Origin of the sequence: Fodinicola feengrottensis, from assembly GCF_010993775.1 — a bacterium.
GTDB classification, from domain to species: domain Bacteria; phylum Actinomycetota; class Actinomycetes; order Mycobacteriales; family HKI-0501; genus Fodinicola; species Fodinicola feengrottensis.
The window spans coordinates 59672-85135 of sequence record NZ_WOTO01000007.1 but is presented as its reverse complement, the minus strand read 5'-3'; the positions used below and the strand labels follow the sequence as shown (position 1 = coordinate 85135).

General features: G+C 66.5%; 25 protein-coding genes, 1 tRNA gene and 8 pseudogenes. 10 read left to right on the top strand and 24 right to left on the bottom strand.

What is annotated here, in order from left to right:
• Nucleotides 1–27 precede the first annotated feature (27 nt).
• From GNX96_RS50205 to GNX96_RS08405, 4 genes and pseudogenes are all read right to left on the bottom strand, one after another.
• A complete protein-coding gene (locus GNX96_RS50205) occupies nucleotides 28–765 on the bottom strand; it encodes an amidohydrolase family protein (protein WP_279579798.1) in 738 nt (245 codons plus the stop codon).
• 76 nt (nucleotides 766–841) lie between these two features.
• A pseudogene (locus GNX96_RS67090) lies at nucleotides 842–1270 on the bottom strand (amidohydrolase family protein); the annotation flags it as partial.
• A 65-nt stretch (nucleotides 1271–1335) separates the two neighbouring features.
• A complete protein-coding gene (gene mtnA, locus GNX96_RS08410; protein ID WP_163567629.1) occupies nucleotides 1336–2334 on the bottom strand; it encodes an S-methyl-5-thioribose-1-phosphate isomerase in 999 nt (332 codons plus the stop codon).
• On the bottom strand, nucleotides 2283–3188 hold the full coding sequence (locus tag GNX96_RS08405) for an alpha/beta hydrolase family protein (protein ID WP_163567628.1): 906 nt from the start codon (nucleotides 3186–3188) through the stop codon (nucleotides 2283–2285). Before GNX96_RS08405 ends, mtnA begins: the two co-directional genes overlap by 52 nt.
• 948 nt (nucleotides 3189–4136) lie before the next feature.
• Here GNX96_RS08405 and htpX point away from each other — a divergent pair.
• Nucleotides 4137–5002: pseudogene (gene htpX / locus GNX96_RS08400) on the top strand (zinc metalloprotease HtpX).
• Nucleotides 5003–5005: 3 nt separating this feature from the next.
• Here htpX and GNX96_RS08395 read toward each other — a convergent pair.
• A complete protein-coding gene (locus tag GNX96_RS08395; RefSeq protein ID WP_163567627.1) occupies nucleotides 5006–5497 on the bottom strand; it encodes a YajQ family cyclic di-GMP-binding protein in 492 nt (163 codons plus the stop codon).
• Between the two features lie 160 nt (nucleotides 5498–5657).
• Here GNX96_RS08395 and GNX96_RS08390 point away from each other — a divergent pair.
• A tRNA-Tyr gene (locus GNX96_RS08390) sits at nucleotides 5658–5742 on the top strand.
• Between the two features lie 141 nt (nucleotides 5743–5883).
• Here the strand turns inward: GNX96_RS08390 and GNX96_RS50195 are convergent.
• A pseudogene (locus GNX96_RS50195) lies at nucleotides 5884–6039 on the bottom strand (DUF1003 domain-containing protein); the annotation flags it as partial.
• 306 nt (nucleotides 6040–6345) lie between these two features.
• Between GNX96_RS50195 and GNX96_RS08380 the strand changes: the two are divergent.
• A complete protein-coding gene (locus tag GNX96_RS08380; protein ID WP_163567626.1) occupies nucleotides 6346–6954 on the top strand; it encodes a hypothetical protein in 609 nt (202 codons plus the stop codon).
• Nucleotides 6955–7028: 74 nt separating this feature from the next.
• Here GNX96_RS08380 and GNX96_RS08375 read toward each other — a convergent pair whose 3' ends face one another.
• From GNX96_RS08375 to GNX96_RS50155, 17 genes and pseudogenes are all read right to left on the bottom strand, one after another.
• Entirely contained in the window at nucleotides 7029–7565 is a 537-nt protein-coding gene (locus GNX96_RS08375; RefSeq protein WP_163567625.1) for a hypothetical protein, read from the bottom strand.
• Complete coding sequence (locus tag GNX96_RS08370) at nucleotides 7552–9084, bottom strand: endo-beta-N-acetylglucosaminidase (protein ID WP_279579797.1); 1533 nt, start codon at nucleotides 9082–9084, stop codon at nucleotides 7552–7554. The genes GNX96_RS08375 and GNX96_RS08370 overlap by 14 nt, the downstream gene beginning before the upstream one ends.
• 20 nt (nucleotides 9085–9104) lie before the next feature.
• A pseudogene (locus GNX96_RS62900) lies at nucleotides 9105–9200 on the bottom strand (twin-arginine translocation signal domain-containing protein); the annotation flags it as partial.
• Between the two features lie 72 nt (nucleotides 9201–9272).
• Nucleotides 9273–10781 (bottom strand): hypothetical protein, encoded by a 1509-nt coding sequence (locus GNX96_RS08360; protein WP_452124465.1) that lies wholly within the window; start codon nucleotides 10779–10781, stop codon nucleotides 9273–9275.
• Between the two features lie 53 nt (nucleotides 10782–10834).
• Nucleotides 10835–11221: pseudogene (locus GNX96_RS50190) on the bottom strand (protein kinase domain-containing protein); the annotation flags it as partial.
• Between the two features lie 74 nt (nucleotides 11222–11295).
• A complete protein-coding gene (locus tag GNX96_RS08355; RefSeq protein ID WP_279579796.1) occupies nucleotides 11296–12051 on the bottom strand; it encodes a PQQ-binding-like beta-propeller repeat protein in 756 nt (251 codons plus the stop codon).
• Complete coding sequence (locus GNX96_RS08350) at nucleotides 12029–13393, bottom strand: protein kinase domain-containing protein (protein ID WP_279579834.1); 1365 nt, start codon at nucleotides 13391–13393, stop codon at nucleotides 12029–12031. The genes GNX96_RS08355 and GNX96_RS08350 overlap by 23 nt, the downstream gene beginning before the upstream one ends.
• Before the next feature lie 114 nt (nucleotides 13394–13507).
• Nucleotides 13508–14488, bottom strand: a complete 981-nt coding sequence (locus tag GNX96_RS08345) for an alpha/beta fold hydrolase (protein WP_279579795.1) — start codon at nucleotides 14486–14488, stop codon at nucleotides 13508–13510.
• Nucleotides 14485–14760 (bottom strand): hypothetical protein, encoded by a 276-nt coding sequence (locus GNX96_RS50185; protein WP_279579794.1) that lies wholly within the window; start codon nucleotides 14758–14760, stop codon nucleotides 14485–14487. The genes GNX96_RS08345 and GNX96_RS50185 overlap by 4 nt, the downstream gene beginning before the upstream one ends.
• A 32-nt stretch (nucleotides 14761–14792) precedes the next feature.
• Nucleotides 14793–15735 (bottom strand): annotated as a pseudogene (gene ligD / locus GNX96_RS08340) (non-homologous end-joining DNA ligase).
• Nucleotides 15736–15853: 118 nt separating this feature from the next.
• Nucleotides 15854–16774: a glucodextranase DOMON-like domain-containing protein gene (locus tag GNX96_RS50180; RefSeq protein ID WP_279579793.1), complete on the bottom strand. Its 921-nt coding sequence runs from the start codon at nucleotides 16772–16774 to the stop codon at nucleotides 15854–15856.
• On the bottom strand, nucleotides 16771–17640 hold the full coding sequence (locus GNX96_RS50175) for a hypothetical protein (RefSeq protein WP_390623956.1): 870 nt from the start codon (nucleotides 17638–17640) through the stop codon (nucleotides 16771–16773). Before GNX96_RS50175 ends, GNX96_RS50180 begins: the two co-directional genes overlap by 4 nt.
• A complete protein-coding gene (locus GNX96_RS50170) occupies nucleotides 17585–18775 on the bottom strand; it encodes a glycoside hydrolase family 15 protein (RefSeq protein WP_279579792.1) in 1191 nt (396 codons plus the stop codon). Before GNX96_RS50170 ends, GNX96_RS50175 begins: the two co-directional genes overlap by 56 nt.
• On the bottom strand, nucleotides 18772–19173 hold the full coding sequence (locus GNX96_RS50165) for a hypothetical protein (RefSeq protein WP_279579791.1): 402 nt from the start codon (nucleotides 19171–19173) through the stop codon (nucleotides 18772–18774). Before GNX96_RS50165 ends, GNX96_RS50170 begins: the two co-directional genes overlap by 4 nt.
• Nucleotides 19174–19215: 42 nt before the next feature.
• Entirely contained in the window at nucleotides 19216–19425 is a 210-nt protein-coding gene (locus tag GNX96_RS67085; RefSeq protein WP_452124464.1) for a hypothetical protein, read from the bottom strand.
• A 592-nt stretch (nucleotides 19426–20017) separates the two neighbouring features.
• Nucleotides 20018–20188 (bottom strand): annotated as a pseudogene (locus GNX96_RS50160) (HTH domain-containing protein); the annotation flags it as partial.
• 75 nt (nucleotides 20189–20263) lie between these two features.
• Entirely contained in the window at nucleotides 20264–20422 is a 159-nt protein-coding gene (locus GNX96_RS50155) for a hypothetical protein (protein ID WP_279579790.1), read from the bottom strand.
• 19 nt (nucleotides 20423–20441) lie between these two features.
• On the opposite strand from GNX96_RS50155, the gene GNX96_RS08320 reads away from it, so the two are divergent.
• Together GNX96_RS08320 and GNX96_RS50150 are read left to right on the top strand one after the other, a co-directional pair.
• On the top strand, nucleotides 20442–21074 hold the full coding sequence (locus tag GNX96_RS08320) for a zinc-binding dehydrogenase (RefSeq protein WP_279579789.1): 633 nt from the start codon (nucleotides 20442–20444) through the stop codon (nucleotides 21072–21074).
• Nucleotides 21071–21289, top strand: a complete 219-nt coding sequence (locus GNX96_RS50150) for an MDR/zinc-dependent alcohol dehydrogenase-like family protein (protein ID WP_279579788.1) — start codon at nucleotides 21071–21073, stop codon at nucleotides 21287–21289. The genes GNX96_RS08320 and GNX96_RS50150 overlap by 4 nt, the downstream gene beginning before the upstream one ends.
• On the opposite strand, the gene GNX96_RS08315 is transcribed toward GNX96_RS50150, so the two are convergent.
• Nucleotides 21279–21926 (bottom strand): SCP2 sterol-binding domain-containing protein, encoded by a 648-nt coding sequence (locus GNX96_RS08315; protein ID WP_279579787.1) that lies wholly within the window; start codon nucleotides 21924–21926, stop codon nucleotides 21279–21281. The two genes, GNX96_RS50150 and GNX96_RS08315, sit on opposite strands and share 11 nt — an antisense overlap.
• 124 nt (nucleotides 21927–22050) lie before the next feature.
• On the opposite strand from GNX96_RS08315, the gene GNX96_RS50145 reads away from it, so the two are divergent.
• From GNX96_RS50145 to GNX96_RS08295, 5 genes and pseudogenes are all read left to right on the top strand, one after another.
• On the top strand, nucleotides 22051–22368 hold the full coding sequence (locus tag GNX96_RS50145) for a TetR/AcrR family transcriptional regulator (RefSeq protein ID WP_279579831.1): 318 nt from the start codon (nucleotides 22051–22053) through the stop codon (nucleotides 22366–22368).
• Nucleotides 22305–22646: a TetR family transcriptional regulator C-terminal domain-containing protein gene (locus tag GNX96_RS50140; RefSeq protein ID WP_279579830.1), complete on the top strand. Its 342-nt coding sequence runs from the start codon at nucleotides 22305–22307 to the stop codon at nucleotides 22644–22646. Before GNX96_RS50145 ends, GNX96_RS50140 begins: the two co-directional genes overlap by 64 nt.
• A gap of 105 nt (nucleotides 22647–22751) precedes the next feature.
• The gene (locus GNX96_RS08305) at nucleotides 22752–23063 is read left to right on the top strand and encodes a hypothetical protein (RefSeq protein WP_163567618.1); all 312 of its coding nucleotides are present in this window, start codon (nucleotides 22752–22754) and stop codon (nucleotides 23061–23063) included.
• A 69-nt stretch (nucleotides 23064–23132) separates the two neighbouring features.
• Nucleotides 23133–24497: pseudogene (locus GNX96_RS50135) on the top strand (MFS transporter); the annotation flags it as partial.
• Nucleotides 24388–25461 carry an aldehyde dehydrogenase family protein gene (locus tag GNX96_RS08295; RefSeq protein ID WP_279579786.1) on the top strand — a complete coding sequence of 358 codons (1074 nt, stop codon included), beginning with the start codon at nucleotides 24388–24390 and terminating at the stop codon, nucleotides 25459–25461. The pseudogene GNX96_RS50135 and the gene GNX96_RS08295, both read left to right, overlap by 110 nt.
• Nucleotides 25462–25464 lie beyond the last annotated feature (3 nt).

Genomic DNA, 25464 nt, shown 5'->3' with positions numbered 1-25464 from the left:
CCGGTTCTCTTTGTGACACAAGTCACATCACTGGGCCAATCGAAGGGCTCTGACCTGGACATCCGCGCGGAGCTGGGCCACATCGAGCGTACGACAGACCCCGTCGGCGACCACCTGACGGCCGGCCACCCAGGTGTCCCGTACGTGCCGACTGCCGGCCGACCAGACGAGATGCGTGATGACGTCGGTGGGAGTCTCGATCGGGACGAACGCGGAGTCCTCGGTGTCCAGGTGGACGAGGTCGGCCCATCGACCGGCCTCCAGAATCCCGATGTCGTCCAGGCCGAGCGCGGCCGCCGCCCCGCCACCACTGGCCATCCAGAACGCCTCCGCCGCCGGCAGCGCGGTCGCGTCCATTGTGGACAGTTTCGCCAACTGGCTGGCAAGCCGGATCTCGTGCCACAAATCAAGGGTGTTGTTGGACGCCGGGCCGTCGGTGCCCAGGCCAACCCGTAGTCCCGCGGCCGAAAAGACTGGCACTCTGGCGATGCCGGACGCGAGTTTGGCGTTGCTGCTGGGGCAATGCGCGACCGACACGTCGTGGCGGCGGAAGATCTCGACATCCTCGTCAGAGAGCCACACCGCGTGCGCGGCGATCAGCTGGGCCTCGAGGACGCCATGGTCAGCCAGCACCTGCGGCGAACTCGTCCCGTACGTCTCGCGCAGCTCGGCGTCCTCGTTCTGCGTCTCGGCCACGTGGATGTGCACCAAAAGATCGGCCGCTTGGGCCTGTTCCGCGACGGTCGCGAGGAACGGGATGGGCACGGTGTAAGCCGAATGTGGACCCAGTGCGATCCGCACGCACTCGCTCATCTTTCGCGTAGCGCACCGCGTGATCGAGCGCGGCCGCCAGCTGACCGTCCAATATGGACAGCTGAGCGGTACCGGGCGGCGCGAGCAGCGGGGCGGCCGCCACCAGCCGGGCACCGGAATCCGTGCTGGCGGCGATCATCGCGTCCGGATGGAAATACATCTCCGAGCTGGTGGTGACCCCGCACCGCAGCATTTCCGCGCTGGCCAACGCCATCCCGGCATAAACGTCGTCGGGAGTCAGGCGGCTCTCCCGCGGCCACATCACGTCCCGCAGCCAGCGCTCCAGCGGCAAACCCTCGCCAACGCCCCGAAAGAGCGTCATCGGCGCGTGGCAGTGAGTGTTCACCAGGCCAGGCAACAAAGCCCCGCCCAGGGTGGTCGCCGGCCCGTCGACGACGGGAGCGTGCGTGGCTGGCCCGACAAACTCGATACGGCCCGAGTCGTCGACGTCGACCACGCCGTCCGGGATGACCGTGCCGGCGCGGTCGCCGAGCACCACCCAGCGGGCCTGGTACCGGGCCGTCACGGCAGCTCCCCGCGGTCGTAGCGAACCACGCAGCGGTCGGTGACCAGCGCGGTGACAAGGTCGGCCGGCGTCACGTCGAAGGCCGGGTTGATCGCGCCGGCGGCTTCTGGAGCCACTCGTACGCCAGCAAAACCGAGCACCTCGGCGGCGCCGCGGTCCTCAATGGACACTCGGTCGCCACTGGCGGTGTCCCGGTCCACTGTGGACTCCGGGGCGACCACGAGAAACGGTACACCAGCCCGATGCGCGCCCAGCGCATGAGCGTACGTGCCGACTTTGTTGACCACGTCGCCGTTGGCGCAGACCCGGTCGGCGCCGAGCAGCACCACATTGGCCTCACCACGGGCAAGCAGGAACGGGCCGGCGCCGTCGACCGCGATCCGGTACGGCACGCCCAGTCGCTCCAGCTCCCAGCCGGTCAGCCGGGCGCCCTGCAACAGCGGCCGGGTTTCGCTGGCGACGACGACGCTGGCAAGCCGTTGCCGGCGATGGATTTCGCGTACGACCGCCAGCGCGATGCCGTCTCCGGTGGTGGCGAGCAGGCCCTTGTTGCAGTGCGTGAGCACCCGAGCCGGCGCGTCGCCGAGCAGCTCACCGACCACATCGGCGCCACGCGTCGCCATCGCGCGGCTGGCGGCCTCTTCTTCGTCGCGCAAGGCCAGGGCGGCATCTCGTACGGCCGGATAGCCGCCAGCCAGCGCGCCGGCCGCCCGATCGACGCCACGGGCCAGGTTGACCGCGGGGGGCCGCGCATCACGCAGCGCATCGATCTCGGCCGTCATGCCCGCGGTCGCATGCCAGGCGGCCAGCGCGACGCCCATCGCGCCGGCCACTCCGAGCGCCGGCGCACCTCGTACGGCCAGCCGCCCGATCGCGTCGGTGACCTCGACCGGCGTACGGCAGCGCAGCATCACCAGCTCAGCGGGCAGCAGGGTCTGGTCGATCATCTCGACCACCGGCCCATCCCGAGTGTCCAGCAGGTCGACGGAACGCACACCAGTAAGCGTACTGACGTCAGGCGAGCCGGTTGGCCAGGATTTCGGGCAAGGCCGGCAGGTCCAGGTGCTCGGCGAGGAACCGCGCCCGGTCGGCGTAGACGGCCGGATCGTTGGCCTCGTGGCCAGTGTCGTACCACCGCAGTTCCTTGGGTTCGCCAGCGGCGGCGAAGAACGTCTCCGACTCGGCCACGCTGACCCCGATGTCGAACCGGGCAGACTGGAACAGCAACGGGGTCGGCGCCGCGTCGGCGATGAAACGCACCGCGTCGTACGGACTTATGGACTCCAGTAGCGCGGCAAACTCGTCCGGCGGTGTGTGTCGCGCGTTGTGCCTGCACCATGGGGTGCTGACTGTCTCGGTAGTGGAAGCTCAGCCCGGACAGCCCGACCTCGAAAACGAAGCAGCTGAACCGGTCGTCGAGGCCACTGACGGTGCCGGCCATCATCGCGCCCGCGCTGTGCCCGACGCAGCCGATCCGGTCGGTCCGCTGGAGCAGGATGTCCGCACCCCTGCGGATCGCGTAAATCGACTGCCGGATCATCGGCGCCTGCTCGCCGGACGCCTGGTAGGTCACTGGCAGCGACAACGCCACCCCGCCGGCTTCGGCTACCCGGATCGCCTCCGCCAGGAAGCCCACCCGTCCGCCAGTCGAATGCTGGAAGACCACGCCGGCCCGCGCTGGCGCGTCTTTGGGCGACACCAGATACGCGTCAACCGGCTCGCCTTCGACGTTCTCGAAACGGCAGTCCGCGATCACCACCCCTGGCCGCTCGGCCACCGTCTCAACGGTCAGCTCAAACGGCTTCCCAGCCTCGTACCCGAGATCCACCATCCGCAGAACACCCTCCAAGGAAACGTCGTTCGCCCAGTTTGCGAACCATCCTCGCGACAAACCAGACATTCCGCCCACAGGCGCGAAGTTCGTGCCGACTGTCCACTTTGTCATGCACCATCAGGCAGTTGACTACCCGGCAAAAGTCGCCCCAACCTTTTCGACAACTCGGGCGTCTGTAGTAGAGAAAGCTGAATAGCGCGCCCATCAGGGCGCCCACGGATCAGGCCCATCCGTCGCATTCCCTCTTACTCCCTCGTGCGGCGGGTGGGTCTGTGCTTATGGCGGCAGTACCTGCCGCGCGCGTCAACTCGCGCCGGACGGGACGCCCAAAAAGCGGGCACCCCGGCGGCGCGAGTTGGTCGGCCTGACGGCCGACGCGGTGGGGGTTGGGTCGGGCGGGGAAGGTCGGCAGTGTTTCTGGCGGCAGTACCTGCCGCGCGCGTCAACTCGCGCCGGACGGGACGCCCAAAAAGCGGGCACCCCGGCGGCGCGAGTTGGTCGGCCTGACGGCCGACGCGGTGGGGGTTGGGTCGGGCGGGGAAGGTCGGCAGTGTTTCTGGCGGCAGTACCTGCCGCGCGCGTCAACTCGCGCCGGACGGGACGCCCAAAAAAAGCGGGCACCCCGGGCGCGCGAGTTGGTCGGCCTGACGGCCGACGCGGTGGGGGGTGGGTCGGGCGGGGTCGGCGTCCACGTGGTCCCGGTACGCGATGGGACTAAGGCGAGCGGAGAACCTCCGTACCCACCGCGTCCACAGGGTCGCCGGTACGCGGGTTGAGCCGGGCGGAGAACGTCGGTATCCACGGCGTTCGCCTGGTGCACCGGCACGCGGTGGGGGGGGGGGTTGGGCCGGGATGGCGAAATGCGGGCGGTGTGCTGGTGCGCGGATAATGCGTGCGGGAACGTACGGTGACGAGCCAGGCGTTGGACGGGCGCTGGGTTTTCGTACATGCGCAGGAGGGGTTGTGCACCGCCATCACAACGGCTTGAAGACGGCGGTGTTGCTCGGTGGGTTGTCCGGGATCATCCTGCTGGCTGGGTACGCGCTCGGCGGCACCACCGGATTGCTGATCGCGCTGGCGATTTCCCTGGTGGTGAACGGGGTCAGCTACTTCAACTCGGACAAGATCGCGCTGCGGTCGATGCGGGCCTACCCGGTCAGCGAGGCGCAGGCGCCCTGGTACTACTCGATGGTCCGAGAGCTGGCGACCGCCGCCCGGCAGCCGATGCCGCGGTTGTACGTCAGCCCGACGAACCAGCCGAACGCCTTCGCGACCGGCCGCAGCCCTCGGCACGCGGCCGTCTGCGTGACCGAGGGCATCGTGCAGGTCTTGGAGAAACGCGAGCTGCGGGCCGTCCTGGGCCACGAGCTGTCGCACGTCTACAGCCGCGACATCCTGACGTCGTCGGTGGCCGGCGCGCTGGCCAGCATGATCACGTACTTGGGCTACCTGGCCTGGTTCATCCCGATGGGCGGCTCCGGCGACGACGACCGGCCAAATCCGCTGGTCGGGCTGGTGATGCTGATCCTCGGCCCGATCGCGGCCGGGCTCGTACAGCTGGCCATCAGCCGCTCCCGGGAGTACGAGGCGGACGCCGACGGCGCCCGGCTGAGCGGCGACCCGCTGGCGCTGGCCGGCGCGCTGCGCAAGATCGACATGGGCGCCGCCTCGCTGCCGCTGCCCGAGCAGTCGAGCCTGGTGTCCACCAGCCACCTGATGATCGCCAACCCGTTCCGCGGCGGCGGCCTCACCGCGCTCTTCTCCACCCACCCGCCCCCATGCCGGAGCGGATCCGCCGGCTGGAGGAAATGGCCGGCTACCGCCGCTGACCGCTAGCGGTAGTTGGTGAACTGCAGGGCGATGCCGAAGTCGCCCTCTTTGAGCAGGCTGATGACGCCCTGGAGGTCGTCCTTCTTCTTACCAGTCACCCGGAGCTGGTCACCCTGGATCTGCGCCTGCACACCTTTGAGACCGGCGTCTCGTACGGCCTTGGCGATCTTCTTGGCGTTCTCCGACGAGATGCCCTGCACGATCGTCGCCTTGATCTTGTAGATCTTCCCGGACACCGCTGGCTCATCGGCGTCCAGCGCCTTCATGCTGATGCCACGCTTGATCAGCTTCTCCCTGAGAACGTCCAGGGCCGCGCTCGCGCGCTCCTCCGTCGACGCTTCGATCGTCAGCGCCTCCTCGCCCGTCCAGGCCACCGACGCACCCGTACCACGGAAGTCGAACCGGTTGGACAGCTCCTTCGACGCCTGGTTGAGGGCATTGTCGAACTCCTGACGGTCGACCTTGCTCACCACATCGAACGACGGGTCTGCCACCGCTACCCACTCCCTTTCGCACTGACGGCGGGGCCGGCGTGCAACCGGTCCCGGTACGTTCGTTATCCTGCCTCAGGCCGGTGCGTACGGGCCGAGTGACCCACTGGGCACCCGGCGTGGGCGTGCTGGCAAGATCGACAACTGAACACGCAAGATCCCTGGCGGGTTGCCCGAGTGGTCAAAGGGAGCGGTCTGTAAAACCGCCGGCTCAGCCTACGTTGGTTCAAACCCAACACCCGCCACCAGCTGTGAACGGCTCCTGACCTCCGGTCCGGAGCCGTTTTCTTGTTGCGGTCATTTTGTTCCTCCGGCGTGGTCAGCAGCCGGCGGTGCAGTTCCTCGGTCATGACGTGGATGGCGCGGGTCAGCTCGGTGTTTGTCTTGAGCTCCAACTCCTGTTCGACGAAGTCGTGGTCCGCCTTTATCTGCTGGAATTCGGCCTGCCGGTTCTGGCCGATCATCACAAACGTGGACAGAAAGATCGCCTCGAGCGACACGACGAGGGTCAGCGTGGGCCAGGGGCTGGGCTCGATGAACAGCATCCAGAGGCCGAAGCCAATCGCGTGGATGTAGACGAACATCATCGAGCCGGCGAACTTGGTGATGGCGTCCGCGACGCGAAGTTGGATGCTGCTGGCCCGCTTCGCGAGGTGCTCGACGACGGCCGGGTGGTGCAGCGGCGTGGCAGCGGCGGTGGACGTGCTCATGTGGCAGCTCCTTCTTGTTGGCTGACGTAAAGGATCTCGGTTTCGGCTTGTCGCCGCTCGGCGACACGAGTCTTTTGTCTGCCCTTTTGGGGCCGCGCCGGCACTGTCCTCACCTTTACTGTGTCGCGCATGGGATTGTCTGTGACCGTTGGTCTTGAACAAAGTTTCGTCGGCTATGACGACGAAGGCGTTGAGTACGCCCGAAAGTCGATGGCTCTGCTCAGCGAGGGGCTGGCCACCGAGGGCATCGTCTGGGCGGAGCCAACGCCGGCACCGCTGTCCGGAAACCGGGCCGCGCTGGACGGTTTCTCGTACTCACTCATCCACTACCTGCGCCGCGTGCACGCCCGGATCATCCTGGAAATGCCGGTGCCGCCGGTGTCCAGCCCGGACGAGCTCTCAGCGGACGATGACCTCGTCGACGAGGTGGCGATGGACTTCACGTCACATCTGATCTACCACTCCGATTGCGACGGCACGTACGTCCCGGTCGACTTCCCGGAACCGGTCGAGGTGGACAGCGTCCTGACCGGGTCAAGCCAGCGGTTGCTCGCCGAACTCGTGGACTGCGCGGAGCCGCTCGGCATCGTCGTCTTGACCAGCGACGGCACTCTTTCCGACGCGGAAGCGGCCCGGGTCGCCGCGGTGCCCGAAGACCACCCGTTCCGGATGGAATGGGAGGTCTGGCTCACCCTCCATGAAGCGGCCCGCATCAGTGTCGCGACCGGCCACGCGATTGTTTTCCACTAACTACCAACGGAAGTCGAGAGTGGCTTCGAGTCCTGGTACGCCGTGGAAATCGGTGGGCAGCAGGCTGAGGCTGGTCATCTTTTCCTGACCAACGCGGGGGGCATCGCGCTGACGTGGTACGCGTCAGCGCTGATCCGGCCGAGCCACGTACAACCGCCGCCCGGATGGTGCCGGAGAATGTCGTAATACCAAACGGTGTTGTCCAATTCCCAGGTCAGTCGCAACTGGGCGGCCGTACGCGCCGAGTTGACGGCCGACTTTTCCAGCGCGAAGCCCAAAGGTTTGGGTCCGGGGCGGCAGCGGCCGGGAGCGTCGATGATCAGCTCCCCCAGGCGTACGAGGCAGTCAGTCGTGACGCCCGTACGGCTGTGAACGCCAACCGAGAGAGCGGCGATCGTACGATTCGCGAACCTCCCAAGGTCGACCGTCGCGCGGGTCCACCTGCCGAGATTTTCGCGCACCGCGCCGGACAACGGGAGCCACTCGGTGGCGCCCGCCCGGTCCTGAAAAGTCAGCCCCAGGCTGACCAGGCTGCCGGCATTGGCCTGGTAAACGAGACTGGCCGTTAATGCGGAGCCACCCACCGAGATCGCGGTCTTATACAGCCGCACCTCGGTTCCGTTCGCTGGGCCCAGCTTCCCGGAGATAGTCACCGAATTGCCGCCAGTGAATGCGGTCGTGTGGTCGTAGTCGACCGTCAGCGCGGAGCCGTTGCCGCCAGCGTACGGCTTGGTCCACCACTGCCAGGTCGGCAGCAAGTCCTGGATGCCGGCATGGAACCAAGGTGCGTCGCCAACTTTGTCGCCGTTGAGATAGAACGCCGTGCCCTGGCCGGTGCCGAATCGAGTCACGAACGGAACCGAGCCGATCACCGACCGCTCGGCGAAGAAATTCGCGGCCCCGAAGTTGGCGCCCGCAGGCACTGGTGCGGCCGGATTTTTTCGCCGCACCTGACCAAAACCGGCGCTCGTAGTCGTAGGTCGCCGCCGCGATGGCCGGGACACTCGGGTCGGCCGCCTGCTGTCGGCTCCAGCGAACGGTGTCCTGCACCGCGTCGAACATCGCCACGCTCGCCTTGGCCGGCGCGCTCCCGTTCGCCGGCACCGGTGCGGTCGCCTTGGCCCAGTATCCGGTCGGGTCCACCGGCGGCTGGCCCTGCCACCCGCCGCCTTCCATTTCGATGCCGAAAAACGCCGAGTTCAGCAGGTCAAGGCCAGCCTTCTTCGCTTGCGTGACACTGCTGTCGACCTCCGGCTGACCCCACCAGTAGTTCAGGAAGATGGTGTCGCAGTGCCCGTCCAGCAGCCAGCCTTCGTTCACCGCGGTGAGCGCGTTCTGGTACGACAGGTTGCCGTCGACGCCGAGCGAGTCATACCACTGCAGGTGGAAGGTTTTCAGCCCCAGCTGGGAAGCACGCGCCTTCATCGCACCGAACATCGCCATGATCTTCGCGACCTGCGCGACTGGCACCGACTCCTCGAAGTTCAGGAAGTAACCGTCGAAGCCGAAAAAAGCGGCCAGATCGACGAGTTTGTCGCCCACCACAAACCGGCCACTCTCGTCCTGCGCAAGGAAACCGTGCGGGTCGCCAGCCGACATGTACGGGTTGCCGATCGCTCCGAGGGCGATCACGCCGTTGCGGTGGGCAGTGTCGACGTATGCCGGGTTCGGCAGGCAGGTAATCGACTCGTTCGAGGCCGGCCAGCCACTAAAAATGTCCTGATACTGGGAAAACCGCGGCACATAGACGTTGACCGAGGTGCCATACCGTACGTACTGGAATTCCGCGGCCTTGTCCGCATGCTGAGTGGTCACCGCATAGTCGGTGCCGTCGGAGGGGTTATAGCGGGCCTGGTCGGAGGTCAGCGGCATGTAGACCTGCGACAGGTTCGTCGCCCGGGTCCGCGGGTCCAACGCGGGCTGCGCCTGAGCCTGGGTCAGCGCCGGAATCCGTGCCGCCAACGGCACCCGGGATCGCCAGAACTTCGCATCCGGGTCCTTTTCCGGCACGTACGCCAGCAAATCAGCGATTTTCGCCGACGTGTCCACCTCGAAACCCGGAAAACCGCCTGCCGTACCCGGCCAGACCGGTGCGATGCTACCGGCCGCGGCCGGCTCGGCGGCCCCCACGCCGGACCCGCCATCCCCGCAACCAGGCCAGCGGCGCCTGCCGCCACGAGGAATCCCCGACGGCTGAGACCTCCGCGCCGGACCTCGTCGTCATTCCGAGCTTGCGGTGCTGACATCGGCGTTACCCCCAGCGCGACGCGTCGGACGTCCACTTAATCGCTTTAGCTAAGGTGGTTCCGCCGGGCCTGTCAAGGCCGCACCCTAGCTCGGGGAACTTGAGCGGCAGTGCGAAAGTGGGTGCCTTCTGCCAGCGGTGGGTCGTGGCCCCCGAGGAACTGATGTCCCTCAGCTGCGATTTGCTCAGGTCGAGCACGATGCGCCCGCCGCGAGTGTCGGCGGGCACCAGGAAGGTGACCGGCACAGGTGTGATCCCCGAAGTGTCCAACAGGATGGTCGTACGGGCATGCCGGTCGGCGGGCACCACCGCCCCACTGGGCAGATGGAAGGAAAACGCGGTGGAGTCGTCGCACTGAACTTCGGTCGGATAGAGAAAGCTGCCGTAAAGGACGGGTGCTGGCACGGCGAGGAAAGCCTTTCCCGGAGGCGCCCAGCCGTTGCCAGGAAAGTAGTTGACGATCGATGCGACTTGTTTGCTGGTCGACAGTCCGACGGAAGCGGAGATTTTCGGTGGTCACTGGTTGGCCATAAAAGAAGGCCGTCGCCGTCGCTGATCCCGTCCAGGCGGCGTCGGACTGGAACTGTTGGTACGGATTGTCGATCACTTTTGCCGTCCGCAGGTCCATCTCGGCCATCCGGCCGGCATCGACCAACTGGAGACGTATTGGCGTCGTCGGCGCCGCGCCCACCACAATCACTTGGGTTGTCGAGGAATTCTCCGACAGCGGCAGGTTCTTCAGGTCGGTCGACTGGTCTCCCACTTTGAGCTTAACGACAACAGGGTTTGCCTTGCCCGGTGGAAAAGCAGCGTAGGTGACCATCTGATCAACGGCCGCGACGAGCAGTTTCTGGCCGGGCCGCGCTCGTATCGCCGACGTGTGCAGATCCGCCGCCTCGTGGGAGTCGAGTTCATCCCCGACCGCCGACCACGAGATGCCAACACTGCCGTGCGGGCCGGCCAGTTGCGCTTCTTTCGTGTAGTTCCAACCACCAGGGTTCGGCGGGGACAACGGTGTGGTGGTGACCCGCAGGCCTGACCACTCCGGACTCCGGGGCGGTATCGAGTTCTCGACGATGAGAACCACCGAACCCGTACCGACAGCGGCCAGTACGGCCACCCCCGCGGCACCCTTGATGACCGCTCGCCGCGACCTCCGTCGCCGTTCGGCGGCGGCCTTTTCAGTGGCCAGCCGGTGAATCTCGAGCAGGTGCTCGGACTGTTGCACGCGTTGCGCCAAAGCGGCCATGACCGCCGGCGGGAGCCAGGGGCCAGCCGGGCTCGGTGGCGCGGACACCAAAAGGAAGTCCAACAGCGGCTGGGCCGTCGGTCGCCGCTCGGCCTGTTTGTCCAGGCAGGCAAGGGTAATCTCGCGCAGCCAAGGGGTATCCAGGCCAGTGAGGTCTGGTTCGGTGTAAAGCGTTCGGTAGATCTGGGCGGGCATCGGGCCATCGCCGCCAAAAGGTTCCCGCCCAGTCGCGGCATACGCCAATACGGCACCAAACGAGAAGACGTCTGAGGCGGGGCCCGTCGCTTGACCAGCGGCTTGCTCGGGGGACATGAATCCCGGCGAGCCGACCAGGAAACCGGTCTGGGTGAGAGCTTGCTCGCGTCCAGCGCGCGGGAAATCCCGAAGTCGATCACCCGTGGCCCGTCGGCCGCAAGCAACATGTTGGAGGGCTTGAAATCTCGGTGGACGAGACCCACCGCGTGAATGGACCGGAGTGCTTCGGCCAGACCTCCGGCGAGCGTACGCACGCTTTGGACCGGCAGTGGACCGAAATCGCGGACCGCCTCATCCAACGCGAGCCCTGCCACGTACGCGGTGACAAGCCAGGGCTGGTCGGCGTCTGGGTCAGCATCGATGACGGGCGCGGTAAAAGCACCGCTGACCACCCGAGCCGCGGCAACCTCACGGTGGAATCGCGCGCGGAACTCCAGATCCCCGGCAAACCGGGCCCGGATAACCTTGACAGCCACCAAACGGCCGCTGGGGGCACGCCCGAGATAGACCACGCCCATCCCACCAGCGCCCAGCCTGCCGAGCGTCTCATAGCCCGCGATGAAGGCCGGATCAGTGCCAGTCAACGGTTCCATCACCGCACCGCCCTCAGCGCGACGATGCCCGCCCCCGTTTGGACGTAGATCAGCTCCCGGCCAGCGATCGTCAGCTCGCCAAAGTCGGAAAGCTCCCGGGTGTCCAGCACCTTTCCGGTGCGGGCGTCCACCGCGGCCAACTGTTTGACATAATTTTCGTCCTGGATGACGTAAACAACGCCATTGAGCACTGCCGGCGCACCGTTTGGCACGTTCGGGTTGGACACATCCAGCTCCCACACCTTCTTCCCGGAGGCGGCGACCAGCCCGAAGGCTTTGTCCTTGCTGCCATGGAAATAGACCATCCCGTCGGCCTCCGTCGGCTGGGTGCCGGCGCCAAACTGGTCATCTTCGGCGCCAACCGGGAAAGCCCATCTGAGTTTTCCACTGGTGGCGTCGTACGCGTGCAGAGTGCCACCCTGCGCTCCGAGGTAGAAGGTATTGCCCACCAGCACCGGCGCGGCAACTGGCCCCGTCGTTTGCCAACTCACCTTTCCGCTGGCGGCGCCGATCGCGAGGAACCGACCTTGGTTGCCATAATAGAAATGATCACGGCCAGCGAGAAACTTCGCGTCCAGGGAAGAACTTGAACCCGTCTGGTAAGACCACACCTGTTTCCCAGTGCGCGCGTCTATACCATGGATCGCCATTGTTCCGTCGTCCACTACACCAACGATCTGGCCGCACACCAGTGGCGGTATCAGGCCGCTTAGGGCGAGGCCGTGCCAGCGCTCAACCCCCCCCCGTGCGGGCATCAACGGCGGTGAGAGAGTTGTCGGGAAGGGGACCTTGGTAGTAAAGAGTGTCGCCCGAGACTGTCGCCGGGCCGTACCACGCGTCACTGTTAGCCCAGGCGCTCCGACCGGTAGTCGCGTTGAAGACGTTGGTCTCGTTGCCAGTGAAAACATAAACATTTCCATTGGCCACCACGATGTCGGGTCGGTCGGGATATTCCCTGGTCTTCGCCGTCCAGAGCTGACGCCCCGTCTGGGCGTCCAGGGCATACAGGTTGTCGGGCGCGGTGAAAACGAAGGCCAGGTTGCCGGCAACCACCAGATGCGCGCCTTCTTCGTCGAAGCTCCATGGATATCGCACGGAATGCTTGACTGCCACGAACGTGCTGCAACCGCCGATACAGGCGGCCACGCCAGCGAGGCCGAGAGCGCCCCGAAAGAGCGTGCGCCGGCTGATCAATCGCCCGAAGGCGGTGTCATCGGCCGAGACGTAAGGCCGATAGCGGGCCGGCAGAGTGGCGTTTTCGGCCGTACGAGTCCGATCCGCGATCTCGACCAGCACCGCCGGCGGCAGCCAGTGACCACCGGCGGCGGCCACCTGCCGCACGATCGGCTCCATCCCTTGCATCACTCGTTGCAAAGTTGGCCGCACAGCCGGATCTTTGGCGAGGCAATAGGCCAAAAACTGCCGAAGATGCTCATCGGGCACCGCTGCCAGACTCGGTTCTTCGTTGACTACCCGATAAAGCTGAGTGTGGGCCGGCCCATCTCCGAACGGCCCGGCGCCGGTGGCGGCGAATGCCAGCACGGCACCGTACGAGAACATGTCGCTGGCGGTGCCGACCTTTTCACCGAGTGCCTGCTCAGGCGAAACGTACGCTGGTGAGCCCAGCGGCTCGGCCGTACGGGTGCGGGAACTGGCGCCAGCCAGGGCGGCCAGACCAAAGTCGATCAGCCGCGGCCCGTCGGTGAGGAGCATGACATTCGATGGGGTCAGATCATGGTGCACAATCCCGGCTCTATGGACCGCCGCGAGCGCTTCGGCGAAACCAGCGGCGAGCATCCACACCGTCGCTGCTGGCAGCGGCCCATGCCGAGTCACCGTCTCCTGCAAGGAAATGCCGGGCAGGTACGCGGTGGCCAGCCACGGCATGGTCGCCGTGTCGCTGACATCGGCTTCCACCATCGGCGCGGCAAAGGCGCCGGCCAGCACGCGGGTGGCATCGACCTCCTGACGGAAACGCTGCCGGAACGCGGGTTCGGCGGCGAGTTCCTCGTCCATCACTTTCAGGGCCACCAGCCGGCCGCCAGCGGAACGGGCCAGATAAACCACGCCCATGCCGCCCGATCCAAGGCGCGACAACAACAGATAGCCGCCAACGCCCGCGGATCGGTCCCTGTCAACGGCCGCACCGCGCTCGCCTCCCTTCGCTAGGCCCCATCATGACGCGCCCGCGCAATCCCTGCTTCACGTCCGCTAACAACGGCCGGCGACCATGTCCATCAGGCGTTCGAGGACTCCGCCTTGGCGAAGGCCGTCGTGCTCGAACTCGTTGGTCACCCAGGCCCGCGCGTTGTCGATCGCGCGTACGGTTTCCAGCTGTAGCCCCGAATCCACGTACATGTCGTCGAAATAGACGGCCGCGGCCACCGGAACCTGGTTGCTGGCGAGCCGTTCGAGATCGTAGAGCGGCGGCCAGTCATCGGCCGCCGCCAACAGATCGGCGGCACCGGCGAAAGGGCGCAACGCGGCGATTTCGTCGAACATCCAACGAAACATCGTCTCGCCAGTGAACAGCAGCGGATCCGCCTCGGGAGAGAACTCCGGCAGGTCCGCGATCGCCCGCTGCGCCGACCAGGCGGTCGCGCCCTTTCCCTGCGCGTACGTGAATTCCTGCAGCGCGTAAATGGGAGTGTCGACAAATCCGGTCGCGGACATGATCTGGTGGCGGAATCCGTCGGCGAGCTCGTCGCCATGCCACGCCTCCTCCAGGAGCCAGTGCACCCGCTCATAGCCGTCGCTCATGCCAAACGAGCTGCCGATGAGCCGAAAACGCCGAGAGGTCAACCGGTCGCCGTCGGGCAACCGTACGTCCGCGGACTCCAGATGGTCGGCAATCCGCCGGACCACCGCCACATCCTCCGGATAGCGCCGATAGTACGCGGCGTTTTTGGCCGCCACTCTCGGAAGAGTGCGGGCGTACACTTCGTCAGCGGTGGCCGTCAGCCCGGCCAGTCCGCCGGTGACATAGCACGCCCTCAGGCCCTCGGGCGCCTTCGACAAATACGTCAACGTGACGAAGCCGCCGTAGCTCTGCCCGAGGGTCTCCCACTGCGCTTCACCGAGCAGTTGGGCTCGGATCAGCTCGGCGTCAGCGACAATGCTGTCAGCCCGAAAACAGCGCAAGTACGCGGCCAGCGCGGCGGCGTCCATGCCGCGGACCGTACGCGCCGTCACCGGCGTGCTGCGGCCTGTGCCGCGCTGGTCGAGCAGCAGGACCCGGTGAGTTTTTTCACGGCGCGGCCAAGCCAACTGTCAGCACCGGTCGGCCGCGGCGACTTGCCGCCCGGCCCACCCTGCAGGAAGAGCAGCCAAGGCACCTCCTTGCCGGCATTGTCCGGCGAGACCGCCTCGCGCGCGAAGATTTCGATGGCCCGCCCGGTTGGATCAGTGTGGTCCAACGGCACAGCGAAGACATGGTCGGTCAGCACCAGGCCTGGAAGTTTCAAGGCTCACCCTTCTGAAACAGTTTAGGTCTATTTTAAAGTGCCGGCCCGGCTTCACGTACCACCTCGCGAGCGGGTTTGTCCTGCCGCAGCCCAACAAAACGTGGATGCCGGAGCCGGCCGTCGCCGGTCCACTCGCTGAACTCGATTTGTACGACCAGCTCCGGCTCCACCCACCCAGTGCACGGTCCGTTCGTCGACCTTGTCCCGGACCGGGTGCGAAAAAGGCGAGGTGGACCGGATCAGCGGCTCCATCCGGCGGCGAAGGTCACGCAAGGTGCGTTGATCGAAACCGGTGCCGACTTTGCCGGCGTAGTGCAGGTCGCCGTCCGCATAGTGCCCCATCAGCAGCGCACCGAAATCCGAGCGCGAGCCCTGCGGGTCGGTGAAACCGCCGACCACGAACTCCTGACCGTACGAACATTTGAGCTTCAGCCAGTCTTTCGACCGGCCGTGTTGGTACGTGGACGCGGCCCGCTTGGCAATCAGGCCCTCCCAGCCGGACGCGCATGCCTGCCGGTAGAAATCCTCGCCATTCTCGTTGCGGTGGCTGGCATAACGAATCGGGTCATCGAAATGGAAACCGGCCCGCAACAAGGTTTTCCTGGCCCGCAGGTCCAACTGGGTGAGGTCGACCGATGAGTACGCCAGCAGGTCGAACAAATAGAGGAAAACCGCGATGCCAGTTGCCCGCGCCTTCGCCGGGTCGGTCAGGTGCATCCTTGGTTGCAGGCGAGAAAAGCTGGTCTGCCGGCCGTCGAAGGCGACGATCTCGCCGTCCGCGACGAACCGGGTCTCCGGCTGGTCGTCAAGCGCGTCGACCAGCTCTGGATACGCCCGGTCCATGGTCTTGTTGTTACGTGAGAAAAGCTGCGGCCGGCCGCCGTCCCGTACGACGATCGCCCGGACCCCGTCCAGCTTGCGCTCGAAAATCCAGTCCGGGTCGCTGAACCGCCGATCGGTCAGCGTCGCCAGCATCGGCTCCTGAAAGCCGGCCGCGCCCAACGGTCGCAGCCGGCTCGGATCGATCTTCGCCCACGGATCTCCCACAACCATCCCCCTGACCAGCCCTTACCGCACAATAGACGCAGGCGGCCTACGGCACTGGGAAGCCGTGCAGGGTGACCGGACCGGCCGTCGGGTCCAACTCAGCGGATTGGCTGACCCCGGCTGGCGGGATGGTGTCGATCAGCTTGGGAACGCCGTTCGGATCAAGCGCGCAGATCGGTGAACTCACGCCGCCCCTACACACCCCGAAGGCGTAAGGCTGCGCGGTGGCGGCGAAAGCCCGGGCCTTGTCTGTGGTGAATCCGTCCTGCCCATGCAGCGCCAGGGTGAAAACCCAGCCGCTGGTCGGGGTGCCCAGGGCGGCGGTCGGCACCGCCATCGTGATGGTTTTCGAGACCTGGCTGGCGGTCACGCTGACCGGACCGAGCGAAGTGCCGCTCGCGTCGGTGAAAACCGGGTCGGCGAAGCCTTGCACCTCGATGAACCGCGACCATGCCGAGTCGGCGGCGATTGCATAGTTTCGGGACGGGTACGCGGCTGTCGTGGCATCCGGTCCCTTTGCCGGGTCACGTACGTAAACATCGAGCAGTTGCGCGCCGAGCGGGGATCCGAAGGTCGGCGTCAAGTCCGCCAGAGTCGCTCGTAAATAGGTGGTCGCACCGGCGTTGATCACCTGGAAGCGGGTCAAATCAAAGGCACCTGCCTGGAAATCGCTCGCGGTCGGGTACGCGTACGTGCCCGGTCCGGCGTCGTCGCCGGCCGGATCGGCGGTGTCCAACACCACCGTGCCAGGGACCGCGTCCGAGCTGATCGACACCTGCGCATAACCGGTCGCCGATCCCTTGCTGGCGGCCGCGGTGATCGTGTTGGCGCCAAAACCCAGTGGCACCGTCGCGGCGTACGAGCCGTCCGCGCCGGCGGTCGTCGTGACCAGCCCCGGGCTGCCAGCGATTTCCGTAGGAGTGGATGCCACACTAACCGTCGCGCCAGCTATGGTCTTGCCCGTCACTTGAATTTTCGCGTCAGGTGTGGAAACTCTGGCGCCGGGGAAGTAATCGTCAATGCCAGCGCGGTCGGTGCGGGATGCGCGACATAGCGCGAGCGGACGATGTCCGGCTGCTCGATCGGGGTGGTCCGTCCGATCGACAGCGTCAGCCGCGCCTCCTGCGCCTGCGCCCAGGTCAGCGGCGAGGCCGAACCAGCCGCCTGTCCATTGTGGAATCCAAGCGACGCGGTTTCCGGCGCGGTGCCGTACGGGGAGGCCGGCAGGTCCGGATTTTCCCAGTCCTGTTCGGGAACCAGCCCCACTCCGGAGGCGTACGAATGCATCGCCGCCAACAGCGCGGCCGCGCCGGACTGGTCCCCCACCGCGAGCTGGCGCTCGGCCCGCTCGCCGGACAGCACCGGCCACAGGTGCCCAGAACCGCTGTTCCCTGTCGGCCATGGTTTGCCATTGGGCGTACACGTGGTCGGATCCGGTTCATAACAGTCGCCGTAGCCGTCTTCGCTGCCGGACTGGCTGGTGCCATAACGATAAAAGCCCTGCCCGGATGGCGTCGTCCGGCCAATAGCCTGGTCCACCACCGGCAACGACCGCGTCACGTCCGGGTCGTTGGCGGGCAGGATTCCCAGTCGTACCAGCTCAAGGAAACCGCCGTCGACCACCGCTCGCTGATCGGCGGTGACGCTGCCGTTGCCCAGACTGTACGAGACAGCCGCATTCGGGTCACCTGTTTTGGACAGTCGAAGGAAATACCGCCCGGGCAGGTACGGGCCGGAGGTGGTGACCGTCCAGCCCTTGATCGAGCGCTGGAAATAGTCAGCGGTCGCGCGGTAAACGCGGGCCGCGGCGGGATCTTGGTGCAGATCGGCGATCCGGCCGGCGGCGACCAGACCGGCGATCTCGGCGGCGATCGTGGAGGGGCGAGTAGCCGCCCTGCTCTTCCCACCGCTCCGAGCCAAAAGACGGCCCGTGCGCGACCACGAAGTCGGCGGCCTGCCGGATTTTCGGCCACAGCGCGGCATCGCCGGCGAGGCCGGCCTGATAGGCCATCAGGATCGGATAGGCCGACTCGTCCAGCTGGTCACCACCGGTGTCCGGCGCTTTCTTGCCGTTGAGCAGCGAATTTCGCGGCATCCGGCCGTCCGCCAGCTGCTGGTGGTCAAAGAGAAAACGGACCGTGTCACGAGCCGTGGAAATATCACCGGCGGTCAGCAACCCAGTGTACGCCTCGTAGAGATCTCGTGCGAAAACTTCTCGGTACGAGCCAAAATAGACCGCCTTTCCGTCTGGATTGTCGGCCGCGCTGACCGCCTGACCCCATGGACTTGCCAGCGACGCGACGATCGCGCCCGGGAAGGTCTTGTCCTCGCTGGCTTTCACCACATTCACGCTCAGCCAATACGCCGACCGCAGCTCCTGCGTTTTCGCCGGCGAGACGCCGGGGAAGGTCGTCGGCGGCTGCCGGAGCTGCCGGTCATACGCGGCCCAGCCGGCGGCATATCGAGCCAGCGTGAAGCCGAAGGGCCAGGCCAGCGCGGCACCCGCGACGGCAACCGATTGGTCAGCGTTACGGCCAAAACCCAGCGCCAGCGTGACCGGGCCGTGGCTGGTATCCAACCCGCCGGTCAGCTCCACATTGCCGTGCTGAGCGCTCCCGTACGCAGGCGTCAATCCGCGCGCGGTGTCCAACTGCGTCAGGCCGTCACTTGGCGTACCAACAAAACCAGCCGACGCCTCGGTGAAAGGCCGGTTTGCCCGCAACGCCAAGGATGTTGGCAGCGCATAGTCGCGATTCGCCGCATTCGTCACGGTGTTCGGGTCGGCGGCGGTCAACGCGGCGGTCTGGGCTGTCGCATCGTCCGCGCCACCGTTCGTACCGCCACCGCCGCCGTTGCCATTCACGCTCGGGTCCAGCCGTACGAACAGCTTCAGCCCGCGGGTCGCCCCTTCGAACCGGACGGCCATCACCACCGCGGCCCGGTCCGGATCCGTGGCATAGGTCGTCACGATCCGATATCGGCCGTTTTTTTTGGCTGTGCAACCACTTCGCAGGACATCCCGGACGGATCGGCCTTGCGCGCCGAATAAGTCATATCCCGGCTCTGCAGGTCGGTGAATGTCTGGCCGTCGGTGACCACATACTGCATCGTTTCGACATTCGTGTTGTCCACGGTGGGACTGTAAACGTCGGACAACATGCCGCCGGCGACGGTGAACCACACCTTCGACTGCCGGCCCGCGGCCGTACCAACGCAGTCCTTCCGCGCGTTGTCAAAATGCGAAGTGGTCCCCGGCTCACCGGGCGCCGCAATCACCGCTCCGGCGGCCGGCGGCGCCCCCCCCAGAAAAGCCGCCGTCAACCCAGAAACGACCACCGCCGCGAGTAAGCGCATGCGGCAGATCACATCACCTCCCGCCACCGGTGTCTACGTATGTTCTGCGCCCCCCTAAGGGCTGAAGCTGTCGGCGGCGCGCAGGGCCACCGCGGCGAGGTTGCGGTATTCGGTGGCCAGTTCGGCTGGTTCCACGATGGTCAGTTCGGCGTTCAGCAGCAGCAACCAGCGCGCGACGCTGGCCAGTGAGTCCGCGCCGACGTGCAGTACGCACGCCGTGTCGCCAACCGGCTCAATCCAGCCCCAGGCCGGGTCGATCCACATCTCGATGGCGGCGACCGGCGCCTCGACGCGTACGGTCGCGTGGGACCTGTTGGGTTTGGATGGCCAGGTGTTCCACCACGTACGCCTCAAGATCCGGGCTCGGCGGCTCACGGTCGGCGGCCGGGCGGTCGGTCGCGCGGTGAAGTCGGTGAGCTCGTCGACGCGCAGGGTTCGCCACTGTGCCAAGTTGACCTCCCATGCCACGACATACCACCGCTGACCAGCGCGTACGAGACTCAGCGGGTCGAGCAGGCAGTCGGCGCCGTCGTACGCAGCGGTGGGCCCGGCGCCGCTCCCGGCAGGCGACCGCGACGGCGATCAGGGTCTCCACCGCGACCGGGGTCGGCCGTTGGCCGCGCATCGTGCCGTGCGGGGTGTGCCGGACCTGGCAGACCAGCGCCTCCACCTGACCGCGCAGCCGGCGCGGCATCACCGCGGCGAGCTTCGTCAGCGCTCGTACGGCACTGCCGCTGACCAGCTCCGCACCGGAGACATTGAACTCCTGTAAGGCAAGAACGGTGGCCACCGCCTCGTCGGCGTCGAACATCAGCGGCGGCAAATTGGCGCCGGGAGCGAGGTGATAGCCGCCGTCGGCGCCATAACGCGCGTCGACCGGATAGCCGATCGCCCGCAGCCGGTCGACATCCCGGCGGATCGTACGAGTGGACACCCCGAGTCGTTCGGCCAGCTCGGCGGCGCCCCATTCGTGCCGTTGCTGCAGCAGTTCGAGTACGCGCAGAAGTCGCCCGGCGGTGTCCCACATAACAGTCCACACTAGCGGACAAGATCTGTCCGCCATGACTCCTAACGTCGTTCTCGGAACCAACGAAACAAGGAGTCACGATGACCACGAACGAACACTCGCCGCGTCGCCCTTTCGCAGCACCGCACCGGCACCGAATCCACCGTCGGACTGACCGCGATCGACAAGGTCGACCTGCCCAGCCTGGATGCCGGCCAGGTCCTCGTACGTACGACGTACGTATCTGCAGCTCACCGCCGTAACGGCGGACCTGATGCGGCAGGATCCGGGGCTGCCGATGCCCGGCTACCAGCTCCGCGAGGCGCCGTGGGGGCCGGCCGTCGGTACGGTCGTGGAGTCGCGCGATCCGGCACTGCCGGTGGGCACCGAAGTGGTGCATCGGGCGGGCTGGCAGGAGTACGCCGTACTGACCTCGGCGCAGGCGTATCCAGTCGATAAGGCGCTGCCGGCGGCCTACTACGCACTGAACCAGGGCGTCACCGCGTACCACGGCATCGTGGACATCGCCGAGGTCAAGCCGGGTGACGTGGTCTTCGTGTCCGGCGCGGCCGGCGGCGTCGGGTCGCTGGCCGGGCAGATCGCGAAGGCGGTCGGCGCGCGCGCGAAGGTCATCGGTTCGGCCGGCAGCGCGGCGAAGGTCGACTACTTGACGGGCGAGCTCGGGTTCGACGCGGCGATCAACTACCGCGACGGCGACCTGCTCGGCCAGCTCCGGGCGGCCGCGCGCGCGCCGACGGAATCGACGTTTTCTTCGACACGGTCGGCGGCGACACTTTCGAGGCGGCTGTGCAAGCCGCCGCGTACGCCGCGCGGTTCGCGCTTTGTGGTGCGTTGGCTGGACAACTCGACAGCGGCGTCGGCGCGCATCCGCGGCTGGACATCATGACCGCGATCGTGAAGGAGCTGGTGATCAAGCCCTTCCCGACCCCGCACACGCCCGCCCAGATCCAGGCGTGGAACTCGCATTACGGTCGGTGGCTCGCGAGCGGCGAGATCGCCTACCCGGCAACGATCCTGGACGGCGGCCTGGACGTCGCCGCGAGCGCGCTGGACGAGCTGCTCGCCGGCAAGCACCGCGGCAACGTACTGATCAGATTTTAGGCATCTCAAACATAGCCATAAAACCGGACGCGAAGCCCAGCGAGCCGTCCACTTTCACCTTGCCGCGGAGGAACATCATCGCCGGCGACGCCGACCCGGTGGCCAGCCTCAGCAGGTCCGCCGGGCCGGTCGTAATGGTGGTTTTGGCGTCATCGCTGGGATTCTTCGACACCGTACAGGCGCGGTCCTGGATCACCACGCTGTAGTGGTCAAGGCCGCCAGGTCCGCTGCCGCCGGTCACCCGAAACTGCATGACCACCCGGCCATCCCGGGCCCGCTCGGGCCGGAAGTAGTCGGCCATCCGGCGGAACAGCTCGTCCAGGATCCGCCGGCGTACGGCTGGCACCGCGGTCGCCGCCTCGATCTGGCTGCCGGACGCTTTGCCAATGATCCGCAGGAAAGTCGCGGCGTCCATGGTGGACAGGTCGACTTTCGCGCCGCCGGCGGCCAGGGTGTCGATAGCGGACAGCAGGTCGGCGAACTCGCTGCGACTCAGCCGCCGCGGGTCGATCCGGCGGGCCACCATCTCCATGTCCACGTCCGCCAGCGCCGGGTCGTCCGGGCTCAGCCGTTTGAGCGCGGCCACCAGCTCGCGCGGGCTCAACCTCGCCACCGCGGCTTCGCTCAGATCGACCACACCGGCCTCCATTCGTCGCTGTGGAGGGTATCCCCATCGAAGGTTGGATGCCTGACCAAGACAGTCGACTTGGTCGTCTTCACGAGTAGGGTGACTCCGACGATCGGGGTGGACGATGGCGCGGGTGTCGGCGGACGAGCGGCGGCAGGACCTGGTGGCCGCGGCGATCCGGGTGCTGGCCCGGGACGGCGTGGCCAAGGCATCGACCCGGGCGATCGTCGCCGAGGCGGCCATGCCGCTGGGCTTCTTCCACTACTGCTTCCGCTCGAAGCAGGAGCTGTTCATGCAGGTCATCGGCACCATCAACGAGCGCAACCGAAGGGCCGCGATCGACGCCGTACGGCCGCATCGAAGCCTGCCGGACACCTTCGGGAGAGCCTGCGGGCGTACTGGCGACTGGTCGAGGAGAACCCTGGCGAGCACCAGATCACGTACGAGCTGACGCAGTACGCGTTGCGTGATCCCGAGCTCGCCGAGGTGGCCCGCAAGCAGTACGAGGGCTACCTCGAGGCAGCCATCGACTTCCTGGAGGTGGCCGCCGCGGCAGCTCGGATGGAGTGGACCGTGCCGCTGCGGGTGCTGGCTCGGAGCCTGCGCAACATGCTCGACGGCGTCACGCTCGCGTGGATCGTCGATCGGGACAACGGGGGGGAAGCGACGGCGGTGCTCGACCATTTCGCCGTCCAGCTGGCAGCGTCCGCCCGGAGAACGACCGACTGAAGTTGGACAATCGACCAAGACCCTTGACATAGAATGCGACGGGCATCACTCTCGTTCTGGACAGGGCTGCGCCGCCGGCCGCCATCCCGCAGGGCAGGAGTCGCGATGACGACTGTCGATTCCGCAGGAACCCAAGAACGACGCGCTTTCGACGAGCCCACCACGCTCGTACGGCCACGCTGGATCACCTACTGGACGCTAGCCGCTTTTGGCATGTATATGGCGTATTACGCGGTCCAGCAGATCCTCATTCCCAAGCAGACCAACGAGATCACCGGCAACAGCGCGGCCGCGGTCAGCGCGCAGGCGCTGGCAAAAACATCGTCGCCGCGGTCGTCACGATCGTGGTTTGTGTGCTGGCCGGCGAGCTTTCGGACCGTACGCTGCATCGTCGCGGCCGCCGGCAGATCTGGGTGATCATCGGCGCGCTCGTTTTTGGCGGCGCGCTGATCGTGCAAGGCATCGCGCACACCGTCTTCCTGGTGGTGGCTTTTTTGGGCGGTGGCCCAGGTCGGCGTCTCCTCGATGACGGCCGCCATTCTCGCGACCGTGCCGGACGAGGTGCCGGTACGACAACGCGCCCGAGTCTCGTCATGGTTCGGGGTGGCGCAGTCCGTCGGCCCGTTGCTGGGCATCATGCTGGTCACCCCCGTGTTGCTGGGCGTGCCGATCGGCTACACCGCGCTGGGGGTTTTGGTGGTGTTGCTGGCTATTCCGTTCGCGCTGCGCACCAGGGGCGTACGCCTCACGGCCGCGCAACGTCGGCCGCTGGATCTGCGGGCGGTGGTCGTCGGGATCGTCCAGCCACTCAAGCATGCCGACTTTTCCTGGGCGTGGACCGGAAGATTCTTCATCCAGCTGTCCAACGCGCTCGGTCAGCTCTATCTTTACCAGTTCCTCAAGGATCGGGTCCATGTCGACCCGGACCTGGGCACGCTCATTCTCACCGTGCTTTACACCGTTTCGGTGGTGGCGGCCTGTTTGCCGTCGGGCTGGCTGTCGGACCGTACCGGCCGACGCAAGCGGATGGTGATGATCTCGTCGACGCTGCAGGGCATCGCCGGACTAATTTTCGCGCTGTCGCCCACGATGCCCGGAGCCATCGCGGGCGCCATCCTGCTGGGGCTGGGCTACGGCGCGTACATTTCCCGTCGACCAGGCGCTGATCACCCAGGTGCTGCCGCATCCGGAAGATCGCGGCAAGGACCTTGGCGTCATCAACATCGCGAACATGCTGCCGTACGTGCTGGCCGCCGCCCTCGGCGGTGTGGTGATCAACATGCTCGGCGGCTACGTCACCCTTTACGCCTTGGTGGCGGTGACCGGAGTGATCGCCGCTTTGGCTGTCTGGCCCATCAAAAGCGTCAAATAACCCTGAGGAGAATGCGAATGACGTCCGTTTCCGAGCTGCACGAGATTTTCGCGTCGCAGAAGGCCGCCTTCGGGCAGCAGGGCGCGCCGAGCCTGGACGAGCGGCGCGCCCACCTTGGCGCGCTCGCGCAGCTGGTGGTGGCGAACCGGAGTCGCATCAGGGCCGCGATGTCCGCGGACTTCGCGGTGCACCCGGAGCTGTTCACCGACCTGATCGAGGTGCTGGGCGTCGCCGGCCGGGCCGCGTACGCGGCGGAGCAGCAGCTGGCACAATGGGCCCGCACCGCAGGAAAGAGAGGCCGACCCCGGCCTTTTCGGATCCGCCCGCGCGGCGATTTCGTACCAACCCAAAGGAGTTGTCGGCAACATCGTGCCGTGGAACTTCCCCTTCGACCTGTCTTTGGGCCCGCTGGTCGAAATGCTCGCGGCCGGCAACCGCGCGATCATCAAGCCATCCGAGTTCACCCCGGCCTGCGGTGAGCTGCTCAAGGACATGATCGCCGCGACCTTCGACCCCGACCACGTTGCGGTGGTGACCGGCGAACTCGAGCTGGCCACCGCTTTCGCGGCGGTACGCTGGGATCACCTGCTCTACACCGGCAGCCCGGAGGTCGGCCGCAAGGTCGCGGTGGCCGCCGCGCAGAACCTGGTGCCGGTGACTTTGGAGCTGGGTGGGAAGAATCCGGCGATCGTCAACGAGGACAGTGTCGACGCCGAGACGGTCGGCCAGATCCTCGGCGCCAAGATGATCAAGAACGGACAGATGTGCATCACGGTGGACTACTGCCTGGTGCCGCGGGCGAAGATGCAGGAATTTGTGGATCTCGCGCACAAACACGTCGTCGAGCGGACACCGGGGTATTCCACCACGGCCGACTGCACCGGCATCATCAGCGAACGTCATCTCGACCGGCTCACCGGTTTGCTGGAAGAAGCCGGAAAGAAAGACGGCCAGGTGGTCTCGCTGGAGCCGGACGCGAAAATCGACCGTTCCACCCGACAGATGCCGATCTCGCTGGTGGTGGACCCGTCGGACGACCTCGCCCTGATGCGGGAGGAGATTTTCGGGCCGATCCTGCCGATCAAGCCTTACGACTCGGTGGACGAGGCGCTCGCGTACGTCAACGCCGGCGAACGCCCGCTCGCACTTTACGTCTTCTCCAAGGACAACTCGGTCGCTGACTACGTCCTTGACCGGACGACTTCAGGCGGTGCCTGCGTCAACTCCTGCGCCCTGCAGGGCGCGCTCCCGTCCCTCGGCTTCGGTGGCATCGGGCAGAGCGGCTCCGGTCGCCACCACGGCATCGAGGGCTTCCGGGAGTTCTCCAACCCGCGCGGAGTGGTGCGTAGGGGCGAAAACGACCTCGTCGAGGCGCTGCTTCCGCCGTACGGGCCGCTGGCCGAAGCCGTCGTGACGGCTGCGCTCAACGGCCCGCAGGACTGATCC

What these genes read in the sequence shown, in the direction of transcription:
- GNX96_RS08355 (WP_279579796.1), bottom strand. Translation starts at nt 12,051, where the DNA reads ATGCCCGCACGGGGGGGGGTTGAGCGCTGGCACGGCCTCGCCCTAAGC.
- GNX96_RS67085 (WP_452124464.1), bottom strand. Translation starts at nt 19,425, where the DNA reads ATGTGGATCGACCCGGCCTGGGGCTGGATTGAGCCGGTTGGCGACACG.
- GNX96_RS50150 (WP_279579788.1), top strand. Translation starts at nt 21,071, where the DNA reads ATGACCGCGATCGTGAAGGAGCTGGTGATCAAGCCCTTCCCGACCCCG.
- GNX96_RS08320 (WP_279579789.1), top strand. Translation starts at nt 20,442, where the DNA reads ATGCGGCAGGATCCGGGGCTGCCGATGCCCGGCTACCAGCTCCGCGAG.
- GNX96_RS08305 (WP_163567618.1), top strand. Translation starts at nt 22,752, where the DNA reads ATGACGACTGTCGATTCCGCAGGAACCCAAGAACGACGCGCTTTCGAC.